The sequence below is a fragment of the Dyadobacter bucti genome, from assembly GCF_005869225.1.
Taxonomy (GTDB): domain Bacteria; phylum Bacteroidota; class Bacteroidia; order Cytophagales; family Spirosomataceae; genus Dyadobacter; species Dyadobacter bucti.
In genome coordinates this window covers 254,487-267,154 of sequence record NZ_SWFP01000009.1, presented here as the reverse complement: position 1 = coordinate 267,154, position 12,668 = coordinate 254,487, and the positions used below count along the sequence as shown (strand labels likewise).

The 12,668-nt window shown below is 45.6% G+C and carries 12 protein-coding genes; 11 read left to right on the top strand and 1 reads right to left on the bottom strand.

What is annotated here, in order from left to right; genetic code table 11:
- Positions 1–63: 63 nt before the first annotated feature.
- Positions 64–1,590: a S8 family serine peptidase gene (locus tag FBF61_RS26905; RefSeq protein ID WP_138483240.1), complete on the bottom strand. Its 1,527-nt coding sequence runs from the start codon at positions 1,588–1,590 to the stop codon at positions 64–66.
- A 171-nt stretch (positions 1,591–1,761) separates the two neighbouring features.
- Between FBF61_RS26905 and FBF61_RS26900 the strand changes: the two genes are divergently transcribed.
- From FBF61_RS26900 to FBF61_RS26850, 11 genes are all read left to right on the top strand, one after another.
- Complete coding sequence (locus tag FBF61_RS26900) at positions 1,762–3,051, top strand: aminopeptidase P family protein (protein WP_138483238.1); 1,290 nt, start codon at positions 1,762–1,764, stop codon at positions 3,049–3,051.
- Positions 3,052–3,093: 42 nt separating this feature from the next.
- Positions 3,094–3,330: a hypothetical protein gene (locus FBF61_RS26895; protein ID WP_138483236.1), complete on the top strand. Its 237-nt coding sequence runs from the start codon at positions 3,094–3,096 to the stop codon at positions 3,328–3,330.
- Positions 3,320–3,643, top strand: a complete 324-nt coding sequence (locus FBF61_RS26890) for a type II toxin-antitoxin system RelE/ParE family toxin (RefSeq protein WP_138483234.1) — start codon at positions 3,320–3,322, stop codon at positions 3,641–3,643. The genes FBF61_RS26895 and FBF61_RS26890 overlap by 11 nt, the downstream gene beginning before the upstream one ends.
- A 106-nt stretch (positions 3,644–3,749) precedes the next feature.
- Complete coding sequence (locus FBF61_RS26885; RefSeq protein WP_138483232.1) at positions 3,750–4,379, top strand: MgtC/SapB family protein; 630 nt, start codon at positions 3,750–3,752, stop codon at positions 4,377–4,379.
- A 197-nt stretch (positions 4,380–4,576) separates the two neighbouring features.
- Complete coding sequence (locus FBF61_RS26880; RefSeq protein WP_138483230.1) at positions 4,577–5,425, top strand: EboA domain-containing protein; 849 nt, start codon at positions 4,577–4,579, stop codon at positions 5,423–5,425.
- 12 nt (positions 5,426–5,437) lie between these two features.
- The gene (locus tag FBF61_RS26875) at positions 5,438–6,466 is read left to right on the top strand and encodes a TatD family hydrolase (protein WP_138483228.1); all 1,029 of its coding nucleotides are present in this window, start codon (positions 5,438–5,440) and stop codon (positions 6,464–6,466) included.
- A gap of 2 nt (positions 6,467–6,468) precedes the next feature.
- Positions 6,469–7,338 carry a UbiA-like protein EboC gene (eboC, locus tag FBF61_RS26870; protein ID WP_138483226.1) on the top strand — a complete coding sequence of 290 codons (870 nt, stop codon included), beginning with the start codon at positions 6,469–6,471 and terminating at the stop codon, positions 7,336–7,338.
- 250 nt (positions 7,339–7,588) lie between these two features.
- Positions 7,589–8,767: a 3-dehydroquinate synthase gene (locus FBF61_RS26865; RefSeq protein ID WP_138483224.1), complete on the top strand. Its 1,179-nt coding sequence runs from the start codon at positions 7,589–7,591 to the stop codon at positions 8,765–8,767.
- A gap of 10 nt (positions 8,768–8,777) precedes the next feature.
- Entirely contained in the window at positions 8,778–9,977 is a 1,200-nt protein-coding gene (gene eboE / locus FBF61_RS26860; protein ID WP_138483222.1) for a metabolite traffic protein EboE, read from the top strand.
- Positions 9,977–11,341 (top strand): alkaline phosphatase family protein, encoded by a 1,365-nt coding sequence (locus tag FBF61_RS26855; protein ID WP_138483220.1) that lies wholly within the window; start codon positions 9,977–9,979, stop codon positions 11,339–11,341. The genes eboE and FBF61_RS26855 overlap by 1 nt, the downstream gene beginning before the upstream one ends.
- Before the next feature lie 55 nt (positions 11,342–11,396).
- Entirely contained in the window at positions 11,397–12,581 is a 1,185-nt protein-coding gene (locus tag FBF61_RS26850; protein ID WP_138483218.1) for a PQQ-dependent sugar dehydrogenase, read from the top strand.
- The last annotated feature ends 87 nt before the right edge of the window (positions 12,582–12,668 follow it).

Genomic DNA, 12,668 nt, shown 5'->3' with positions numbered 1-12,668 from the left:
CAAATGCTCTAAAAATCCCGGTGATGAAATTCAGAAAGTAATAGCTGCGCCGAAAGATTGAGTTTAATCCCATTCTACTTCAACCACCGAATCCCTCAGGTCGATCGTGGTGAAGCGTTCGCCGTTCTGGCGTTTAAGGGATACTTTGCCGTTTTGAACTTTGGCCACCTGCTGTGAAAGAACATCTTTGTTATTCTTTTTACGATAAATCGCTACCAGTGAATCCTGGCTGACCACATCAATTTCGAAGTTTTTACCCTTTGCGGTCACGAAACGGGAGTTACTGGGTAAGTACGGCGCTTTCGCCAATGCCAATGCACGGGAAGCGAGTGGAACACCATAACCGACAAAATTATTGCCGTAAGGATATAAATGGGCTGATTTTTCTATGAGGTCAATTAATTCCTTATTGGATAATTTCGGATTGGCTTGTAGGATACACGCCGCAAAACCAGTGATCACCGGAGCGGATAAAGATGTCCCGTATAATGAAAAGCAGGAAACATTCGGCTTTACATAAGACAAAAATTCGGGGCCGGTACTGCTGTAACCGATCCGGTTCCATAGTTTCCCGTTTGTGGCACCTACAGACAAAACGCCTTTGGCATCCGCTGGCGCAGATACTATTCCCCAACTTTTATCATCACCCTCATTCCCTGCCGAAACGATCAGCATAATACCTTTTTTATCAGAAGCAATTTGCGCAGCACGTGTGATGGCACTGGTTTTTCCATCCATCTGAGACGGAATGTAATTTTCTCTCGGGTCGGAAAATCCTTTGGCATAGCCCAGAGAAGTATTGATCAGACGAACTCCAAGGCTGTCCATCCATTCCATAGCAGCAATCCAGTTATCTTCTTCACCCCTGTACTCTCGCAGCGAATAGTCTGTCCTTGCCAGATAGAATTTTGCATTGGTCGCCATGCCATACTGGACCTGATCCTGGTCATCAATTCCTGCAATCGCTGCCAGTACTTCTGTACCATGCATATCCGAGAAAGATTCTGCAGTACTGAACAGCAGGTCTCCTGCCCTACCAGGCTTTACATAGTCACGGATACCGAGAACACGTTTGTTGGAAAAAATCTGGGTTAAGGACAGAGAAGAATCCGCACCATAGAAACCTGCATCGATTACACCTATCGTTACATCTTTGGCTGTAATGCCTTCTTTCAGAAACGCACTGGCCTGAACCTGCGACATCACAGGAGCCATCTGTGCTTTCTCAATAGCCTTCGTCCGGGCAATGTAAAAACCAGGGTCAATGGGCACTACTTCCTGAACAAAATCAAGATCCCTAATTTTCGTGGCCTGCTCACTGGTCAGTACCGCCGAAACTGCATTTAACCATTTGGAGCGGTTGATTATTTTTACAGACTGATCGCAGAGTGCCAGTTCGTATTCTCTTTTAATTGGTAGATCCAGCTCGTCCGAAGTAATCAGCCCCAATTTCTGGCGGTTCTCTAATGTCAGAGAAGATACCGCGGGGGTTGCATTAAGGTCTTTGCTTTTCAGATAAATCCAGTACTTTGGGCTTGCCGACAACAGGCAAGGCAATAATACGAGCGCCAGAGAAAAAATTCTTTTCATTAAATAGCAGTATTGTTAGGTATTTTGGGGTGTGTTTTGAAAATATCGACTCCCTAATTTAACCAATTAATATTTGGCTACAGGCAATTTTTCGGTTCTTTTCAATGCAATTCTTGAACAAGATAAACGTAATTTTGCAAATTATATTACCAGTTACAAAATTTACCCTTTATGCGTTACTCCCCGATTGACAAATCCCTGTTTATAGAAAACCGCCGCCGGCTTGCGGAAATACTGAAACCCAAATCTTTGGTAATCCTGAATGCCAATGACATCATGCCAACCAGCGCCGATGGGTCGATGGGTTTCAAACAGAACCCCGATTTGTTTTACCTGACCGGGGTGGACCAGGAAGAAACGGTCCTGCTTATCTCTCCCAACCATCCCGATCCCAAGTTTCGTGAAGTGCTTTTTGTTCGCGAAACGAACGAACTGATCGCTGTATGGGAAGGAGAAAAACTCACTAAAGAACAGGCAAGACAAGTATCAGGAATCCAAACGATTTTCTGGACACATCAATTTGAAACGGTTTTCAAAGGAATTGTATTTGAAGCTGAAAATGTATACCTCAATACCAATGAACATACCCGCAACGATTCTGCTGTGCAAACCCGGGAAGCAAGGTATATTGTTGATTTTAAAGAAAAATACCCGATCCATAATCTGGTCAGACTTGCGCCTTTGATGCATCAGCTGCGTGCCATAAAACAATCTGTTGAAGTTGAACTGCTTCAAAAAGCATGCGACATTACAAAGCTTGGGTTTGAAAGACTTTTAAAATTTGTAAAACCGGGTGTGCAGGAATTTGAGGTGGAGGCCGAGCTTTTGCATGAGTTTGTCAGAAACCGTTCCAGAGGTTTTTCCTACCAGCCGATTATCGCTTCCGGCGCCAATGCCTGCGTTTTACATTATATACAAAATGACCAGCCTTGTAAGGATGGTGACATTTTACTTCTGGATGTAGCCGCGGAATATGCTAATTACGGAGCCGATCTTACACGCAGTATTCCTGTAAACGGTCGTTTCACCAAGCGTCAAAGGGAAGTTTACGACGCGGTGTTACGTGTTTTCAAAGCGTCGAGGAGCATGCTGGTAACGGGCAATATCTGGGACGAATACCATGTGGAAGTTGGCAAGGTGATGGAAAGCGAACTGATCAGACTGGGCCTGCTGACCAAGGAAATGATCGAAAAACAGGACCCCGAATGGCCTGCCTATAAAAAGTACTTCCCGCACGGTACATCCCATTTTCTTGGACTGGATATTCATGATGTGGGAAATAAATACCGTCGCTTCGAGCCAGGGATGGTTTTTACCTGTGAGCCTGGGATCTACATCCGGGAAGAAGGATTGGGGATCCGTCTGGAAAACGACATCCTGATCACTGAAAATGGCAATACCGACCTGATGGCACACATTCCGATTGAGGCGGAAGAGATCGAAGATCTGATGAATAGCTAATGTCGCCGGGCATTTTGTAAATTTGGGAAAACAATCATCCGAATGGAAACAACATTAAATTTTAACCTGCACCTGACTTTCAAGCAGCTTGCTGAGCTTGTCCGGCAATTACCAAGGGCGGAACGGGAAAAGTTGGTCTCAGTATTACAGGAAACAACTTATGATGATCAAGAGCCTTCCAAATCTAAAATTTTTGAAGATTTCAAAGAGGACTTTGTTGCCCTGCAAAGCGGCACTTTAAACACCCGTCCTATTAAGGATATCCTGAATGAACTTTGAAATAAGTGCCTCTGAAAACTTCGCCAAAGGTCTAAAACGGTTATCAAAAAAGTATCCGTCAATTAAGGAAGATATGCTCCAACTTGCCGAGAGTTTATTTAAGAATCCGTTTCAAGGTACTCCGCTTGGAAAAGATTGTTTCAAAATCAGACTTTCCATAAAGAGTAAAGGAAAAGGTAAAAGTGGAGGAGCCAGGGTTATAAGCTGCATTTTTTCAATGAAAAAAACAGTTGTACTACTTTCTATTTATGATAAATCAGAAAAAGACAATATAGAGTCAAAAGAGCTCGAAGAACTTATTAAGAACATCTGACGGTGTGTTTTCACAATGTAGAATACAAATGATCAGAATCATTTTTAAGAGCCGGGAGATTAGATACCTTTCCGGCTCTTAATTATGATAAAACATAGTTAACGATATGGAATTATTACCGGAAGATATTTTCAAACTGCTGCTCTCTTTCGTTATTGGCTCTATTATCGGTACCGAACGGGAGTACCGCAGCAAGTCTGCCGGACTGAGAACAATGATCCTGATCGCAGTAGGGTCAACGCTTTTTACGATATTATCCATTAAAATAAGCTCGGATGCCGGTCGGATCGCAGCTAATATCGTTACGGGTATCGGATTCATAGGTGCAGGGATTATTTTCCGGGAAAACAACCGGGTCGTCGGGATTACCACTGCTGCGATCGTGTGGGTAACCGCTGCTTTGGGAATGGGGATCGGTGCGGGTTTTTATGAGGTTTCCATTGCTTCATTCGTCATTTCCGGACTTTCGCTTGTCGTGCTTACACCGGTCCAAAGGTTTATCCGCAAGAGAAGCCAGATCCGAAATTACAGGCTGATGTGTGTGTACCAGATGAAAACCCTGAAAACCTATGAAGACCTTTTTAAGCAATATGAACTGAAAATCCTGAGGGGCGAGCAAAACCGGTCACAGAATCATATCACGGGGAGCTGGACGCTTCAAGGTCCGCAGATCAAACACGATCAGCTGACCGCACAGCTTCTCAATGACCCCGAAGTCCTGGAGTTTGATTTTTAGGATTCAGGATGCGAACCGATTAGATTTTCATTAAAAATGCCTCTATCAAAGGTAAGATCGAGCTTTTCACATAAATAAAGTGTTACCAAGAGCGCGAAAGAAACTTATACCTATAAACTGTATTTATTAATAATTACCCGTTTAGCATGATTTTCAAAGTAACACCCCCGATAAATCGGATTTATTTTTAATTCGTTATGTCCGACATTTTAAAACAAAAGCTTTGGGGCATCATCACCCGGAACAGCTCTGGTACGGAGGCTGAATGGTTGCTTCAGAAAAGCACATCAAGCCCGCTTGAACTTATGACCGCGTTCGTGGCGGCACCGAGGTTTCTCGCAAAAAAAATAATCCATACATCAGAAGAAGAGCGGTTTGGACTAAGTTCAGAGATCGCCGGCTTTTCTGTTGAAGGCTGGTCACTGGTAAGGTTAGGGAGGGTTTGGCTGCTGACACAACTGGATTCTTCTGACCGGAACGAATATGTAAAAAATATAGAAACGCTTTTCGATACGGCCGAAATGAACGAACTCGTAGCACTTTACTCCGCCCTGCCGGTTCTGTCTTACCCTGACCAATGGCTTTTCAAGGCTACTGATGCGGTAAGGTCCAATATGGGTTTTGTTTTTGACGCGATCGCCTTGCATAATCCCTATCCCGAACAATATTTCAGTGAACTGGCCTGGAACCAGCTCGTGCTGAAAACGATTTTTAATGACAAGCCTATCCATTTTATTGAGGGCCTTGACAACAGGTCGAACGAAAAGCTCGCTGTCACTCTTTCGGATTTTGCCCATGAACGCTGGGCTGCCGGGCGTACGGTTCCCGCGCAAGTTTGGCGGCTGGTTGGCAAATTCATGAATAATGCTTTACTGGCTGATATGCAGCATCTTTTTCAGTCAGCAAATGAAAATGACCGCAAAGCTGCTGCGCTCGCTTGCAAAGAAGCTAACCTTGCATCTGCAAATTATCTTTTGGCTAAATACACAGACCTCGAAAAATCTGTGAGATCCGGTGAAATAACCTGGGCCAGCCTGGAACCTTGACCATACCATATTATGTGCCTCAACCATAACGATACCTCACCCAACCCTTCGCATTTTGAAGATAGCGAAGAAGTAAATACAACTCCCGCGCACCGCGATATTGAGTGGAAGGACTACAAGGACCTGATCAAAGGAATGCGGTTTTTCGATCCGCATATCCACATGGTTTCCCGCACCACGGACGATTATCAGGCGATGCACCAGGCCGGAATAGTCGCTTTGATCGAACCCGCATTCTGGGTCGGGCAGCCGCGGACGGGCTTATCCAGTTTTAAAGATTATTATAGCAGCCTGGTCGGCTGGGAAAGGTTCCGCTCGGCCCAGTTCGGGATCAAACATTACTGCACGATGGGACTTAATTCCCGGGAAGCCAATAATGAGCCGTTGGCTGAACAGGTGATGGAGATCCTTCCTTTGTATGTGTATAAAGAAGGCGTTGTCGGGGTAGGCGAGATCGGTTTTGATGATCAGACGCCCGCAGAAGAAAAATATTACCGCCTGCAACTGGAACTTGCCAAAGACGCAAAACTGCCGGTTCAGATCCATACGCCGCACCGCGACAAAAAGAAAGGTACGGAAAGAAGTATGGCCATTGCCCTTGAACACGGCATTGACCCGTCCTGGGTGATCGTAGACCATAATAATGAGGAAACGGTTAAAAGTGTCCTGGACCAGGGATTTTGGGCTGCTTTTACTATTTACCCTTTTACAAAAATGGGAAATGAGCGGATGGTGAAAGTGGTGGAACAATATGGCCCGGAAAGGATTATGGTGAACTCAGCAGCCGACTGGGGCATATCCGACCCGCTGGCTATTCCTAAAACCGCCGCCCTGATGAAAATGCGCGGGATCTCAGACGAAACAATCCGGCTAGTCACTTATCAGAATGCGATCGATGCTTTTGGGAAAAGCGGCCAGATCGATGTCAGTGATTTCGAATCCGGTTTTTCAATTGACCAGACAGAAAAATTCCAGGGCAACAGTATTTTAAGAGGCGGCCAGCAGCCTGCGCCGACAAAAGATTCATTAGTAATCCAATAATAGTGAGCAGCTTAAAACCCTACCTGCAGTTAACGCGGCCTGCGAACCTGGTTACCGCTGTGGCCGATATCCTGGCCGGGATGGCAATTGCACAATTTACATTTTCGAGTTTTTCTCCCGTATACTTGGTGCTGTCGACCTTGGGTCTGTATGGAGGTGGTGTGGTCATGAACGATGTTTTTGATGCACAGCTTGACAGCATAGAACGCCCCGAACGGCCTATTCCCAGTGGAAAAGTGCCTCTTAAATCGGCTGTTTTGCTCGGCATTTCCCTTTTGTTTTTTGGTATATTCATGGCCGCTATGTACAGTGTTACCAGCGGTATGATCGCGATTGTGGTGGCGATGCTAACCATATTATACAACCGTATAGCAAAGCATCATGTGTTTTTTGGTCCGCTGACGATGGGTCTCTGCCGTGGCGGGAATCTCATTCTAGGCATGAGCGTATTACCCGAATCGATTCAGAAATGGGGATTCATAGCACTTTTGCCGATTGCCTACATAGGTGCCATCACTTTGATCAGTCAGGATGAAGTGCATGGGGGTAAAAAACGGACGCTCTACATAGCAGCCGCACTTTATCTCATGGTGCTGACCGCGCAGCTTACGGTAGCTCAGCAGCAAGGCAACATTCTTTTTGCACTGCCTTTTGTACTTCTTCATGCATCGCTTATCGGCAGGCCGCTCTGGAACGCTATCCAGAATCCGGTTGGCCCGATGATCGGAAAGGCGGTGAAGTCCGGGGTAATATCGCTGATCGTGATGAACGCGTCCTGGTGCGTAGCCTTCGGGCTGTGGCCGCTTGCTCTGGCTGTATTGGCATTACTACCTCTCTCTATACTTCTGGCGAAGATCTTTGCAGTCACTTAGGTGCAGCCGAAAGGAAATGTGAGAATGCTACAGGAACTTTGAGCCAGGTAATTGGATTTAGTGTAGACTGATGTAATGGTTTTTTGTTAAAAAAAAGTCTTTATCAGGAAAAGAAAATAAACGGCCCTGATCCTTCTGTCAGCCTCATCAATTTTAATTTAATTATAATTTAAATTAATGAGGTGAATTCTCTTTTCAGCGTTCTAAAAAAGTTAGTGAGTATATTTACCTGTGCCTGATGCCGATTTCAATGCAAACCATACAACAAAAATTTCAGATTGAATACAATTACGCTGTATTCTTCACTCATCGATTATTTGACCAAAACAATCCCCTGCTCAGAGATTTTTTTAATAATTATCAGGAACAGGGATTTCAGCGTAAAGCCCTCATCGTGGCTGACGAAGGATTTCTGGCCAATTATCCGGAACTCCGCGACCAGGTACGAGCATATTTTGCAAGCTCCGTTTCACATATACAGTTAGCCCCGGAGATTATCGAAGTCCCCGGTGGAGAGGCGTCGAAAAACGATCCGGCTCATTTTGAGAGGATCGCTGCGGCGGTCGATATCTATGGAATTGACAGACATTCTTTCGTAATAGGCATTGGCGGCGGGGCCGTTCTCGACATGGTCGGTTATGCCGCGGCAGTTTCGCACCGAGGTATCAAACTCATCCGCATTCCTACAACGGTACTTGCCCAGAACGATTCGGGAGTTGGTGTAAAAAACAGTATCAACTTTCACGGCAAGAAGAATTTCCTGGGAACATTTGCGCCTCCGGTTGCTGTGTTCAATGACCTTACCTTTTTGAGAAGTCTTGACGACCGCGACTGGCGCTCGGGTATTGCGGAAGCCCTCAAAGTGGCATTGATCAAAGACGTAACATTTTTTGAATGGCTCGAAGAACGTGCCGTGTCACTTGCTCATCGCGACGAGGACGCGATGGCTTATCTGATCCATAAATGTGCCGAAATGCACACAGCGCATATTGCCGGCGGAGACCCATTTGAATTTGGCTCTTCCCGTCCTTTGGACTTTGGGCACTGGGCAGCTCATAAGCTTGAATATCTGACGAATTTCGAAGTTCGTCACGGTGAAGCAGTTGCGATCGGAATTGCACTGGACTGTGTATACGCCACGAAGATCGGCAAGCTGCCGCAAGCAGACCTGAACCGGATTCTGGACGTATTAACAAAACTCGGTTTTGAGCTTTATCATAGCAAACTGGCCGAAAATGATAAAATAAATCTTCGCAATGGTCTGCAGGAATTCAGGGAACATTTAGGCGGCAGGCTTACGATCATGCTTCTGGAAAAAATTGGGCATGGCGTAGAAGTTCATGAGCTGGATGCGGATATTATTGCAAAATCGGTGGATTACCTGGAAGCATTTTCTGCCCAGCCTGCTACCATCGATGTGAAGATTTAAAAGTACATTTATGAATACCCCTCACGGTCACTTAACGTATTGCAGCAACATTCATCCTGGTGAAAAATGGGCGGACCATTTCAGGACTTTGCAGGAAAATATTCCATTTATCCGTGAGCAGCTCGCTCCCGGTGAGCCATTCGGCCTCGGCCTGCGGGTTGCCAATGAAGCTTCCATAGAACTGAGCAAGCCGGAAGTTATCGCGGAATTCAAAGAATGGCTGCGACAGCAGAATGTTTACGTGTTCGTGATCAACGGATTTCCCTACGGAGGTTTTCATAATACCGTGGTGAAAGACGATGTGCACACCCCTGACTGGACCACCACGGACCGGAGAGACTATACCATCCGGCTCTTTAATGTCCTGGCAAAACTCCTTCCGGCCGATATGCATGGCGGTGTTTCCACTCCTCCCCTTTCCTACAGGTTATGGTGGAAAACAGAAACTGAAAAACAAGAAGCCACTGCTGCTGCGACCAAACACATCCTGGAACTACTGGATGAATTGATCCGGATCGAAAAAGAAACGGGAAAATTGCTGCATCTCGACATTGAACCGGAACCGGACGGAATTCTTGACAATACCGCGGATTTCGTAAGCTGGTACAAAGACATACTCCTGCCCGAAGGAATCCAATATCTGATTTCAAAATATGCCTTTGATGAATCAGAAGCAAAACAAATCATTCTCAAACATATTCAGCTTTGCTACGATATTTGTCACGCTGCGGTAGGTTATGAGGATCCAATACAAATCCTGGGTTCGCTGAAAGAGGTTGGCATACAAGTGGGCCGGATACAGGTGAGCTCTGCGCTGAAAGTTAATTTTTCAACCGAAAAAGAGATCAAACGAAAAGCAATTGAAACTTTCAATGAGCCCGTTTATCTGCATCAGGTTGTGGCAAGAGTATCCGGTGAAAACAATAAACACTATCCCGATCTTACCGAAGCGCTCGCTGACTGGAACCCGGAACATGAAGAGTGGCGGGTTCATTTCCACGTTCCGTTGTTTGTCAATTCCTATGGCGTACTGGATTCAACTCAGGGAGATATTGTCAAAACATTGGCTATTCACCGGCAAACACCGTTTTCCTCATTTTTGGAAGTGGAAACATATACCTGGGGCGTATTGCCGCAAGACATGCAAAAGCCAATCGGAGAATCCATTGTGAGGGAACTCGAGTGGGTGAAAAAAATACTTAATTACTGATGAATAAGACTGTTGTCATTGATATTGTCGCACTGAGCGCAAACCTGATCGGCGAGCATACTCCTTTCCTGTTGAATTATGTGAAAGACCGCCACATAACACCGATCAAACCAGTCCTCCCCGCTGTGACCACCACTTCACAAAGCACCTATATAACCGGGAAATGGCCTGCTGAAAACGGTATCGTCGGTAATGGCTGGTACGACAGGGAAGATTCCGAGATCAAGTTCTGGAAACAATCCAACAAACTGGTAAAAGGAGAAAAAATCTGGGAGGCTGCAAAAAAACTTGATCCCAAGTTTACTTGTGCCAAAATGTTCTGGTGGTACAATATGTACTCGACCGCCGATTTTTCGGTAACGCCCCGACCTCAATATCATGCCGATGGTGTAAAAGCACCTGATTGCTACGCATATCCGCCAGAGCTGCGGGACGAGCTGCAAAAGGATCTTGGCCAGTTTCCACTGTTTAATTTCTGGGGACCTAATGCCAATATCAAATCCACCAAATGGATAGCAGACTCTTCCATGTGGGTAGACGACAAGCACAACCCTACGCTGACGCTCATTTACTTGCCGCACCTGGATTATTGTCTCCAGAAATTCGGCCCTGACTTTTCGAAGATCAGCAAAGAATTAAATGAGATCGATCAGGTTGTGGAAGAACTGGTGAAGTTTTATGAGGCCAAAAATGCAAAAATAGTCCTGCTCTCGGAGTATGGGATCAATCCGGTAAGCAATCCGATCCATATCAATCGTATCTTAAGAAATGAAGGACTTATTTCGGTAAGGACCGAACGCTGGTACGAGTTGCTCGACGCAGGTGCCTCCAAAGCGTTTGCTTCATCCGATCATCAGATCGCCCACATTTATTTGAACGATCCTACTGTAAAAGAGCAGGTTATCCGTGTTCTGAAAAGCACACCGGGAATTGACCTGATCCTGGATAAGGACGCTCAAAAAGCATATCATATCGATCATGAGCGCTCCGGCGACATTGTGGTTGTGGCCAAACCAGATAGCTGGTTTACCTATTACTACTGGCTCGACGATGCCAAGGCTCCTGATTACGCACATCTGGTAGACATTCACCGCAAGCCGGGCTATGATCCGGTAGAGATGTTTATGGACCCGAAAAATCCGCTGATCAAACTCAGAGCGGGTTATAAACTTGCCCGGAAGCTGCTGGGTTTCCGGTATCTCATGGATGTGATCCCGCTGGATGCAACGCTTGTAAAAGGTTCACACGGAAGCCCGAATGTGCCAAAGGAATTTTACCCGATCTGCATCACCGATTCTCCTCTTGGAAAATCAGAGATGGAGGCACCTGAAGTGTACGATGTAATCTGGAATCACTTGAATTAAAGCCAATTTCAAAACAAATACATGTTTATGGCGTTGTTAAAAAAACATCAACGTCATGAAAACATCCCCACTACAGCTCATTTTTCTCTACATACTTGCCATTTCCGTGCCCGGATGCACTTCCAAAGGCAATGAAATCATCGAGGCCGGAAACAATTCCATCAGCTCCCGGGAAGCATTTCCAGCTCTGACTTTTACTTCACCCGTAGATATGCAACACGCCGGCGACGGCAGTAACCGGCTGTTCGTTGTGGAGCAGCAAGGGGTTATCAAGGTTTTTGAAAATTCCAGCTCCGTAAGTACCAGTGCCGTTTTTCTTGATATAAAAAGCAAAGTAACTTCCGGCGGCGAACGTGGCCTGCTCGGGCTCGCTTTTCATCCTGACTACGAAAACAATGGTTACTTTTTTGTCAATTATACACAGGGCAATCCGCTGAAAACAATCATCGCGCGCTACAAAGCCAACCAGCCTTCCGGCAACCTGGCCGATCCTGCAAGTGAAACCGTTGTGTTAACATTTGATCAACCTTATGCCAATCATAACGGAGGTTCACTCCAATTTGGCAAAGACGGTTTTCTTTACATTGCTACCGGTGATGGCGGAAGCGGCGGAGACCCTCAAAACAACGCTCAGAATCGTGGAAATCTGTTGGGTAAAATCCTGAGAATTGATGTAAACGGTACAGAAAAAGGTGCATATAGTATCCCGACCGACAATCCTTTCGTCAAAAATACAGAACAATTCAGAGAAGAAATTTTCGCCTACGGACTGCGTAATCCGTGGAAAATAAGCTTCGATCCCGTGACAGATTATTTGTATGCAGCGGATGTAGGCCAAAACGAAAGGGAAGAAATTAACCTGATCACCAAAGGCGGAAATTATGGCTGGCGGATTAAGGAAGGGGTTGATTGCTATAATCCTTCGTCCAACTGCAATGCCGCCGGACTCACCGAGCCCATTCACGATTACAGCCAGGAAAACGGCGACAAATCCATTACCGGCGGATACATCTACGCCAGTGATTCCGTCCCAAGCCTGAAAGGAAAATACATTTACGGCGACTTTGTAAGCGGCCGCATCTGGGCGCTTGAAATGGACGTTGATAAAAAGAATAACAATATATTACTCCTCGAAAACAAAGGTACAATCTCATCATTTGGCCGCGATGCAGCCGGCGAAGTATATTATCTCAATTATAGTGAAGGCAAAGTGATGAAGTTTGCTGGCAGCTTAAATTGATGATTTATTAATTTTTAAAAACCTCAGCTCATTCTATCTTTGCCGAAAACTGTGATACCCGGACTTTTGGGAACCGTCGCGGTTTTG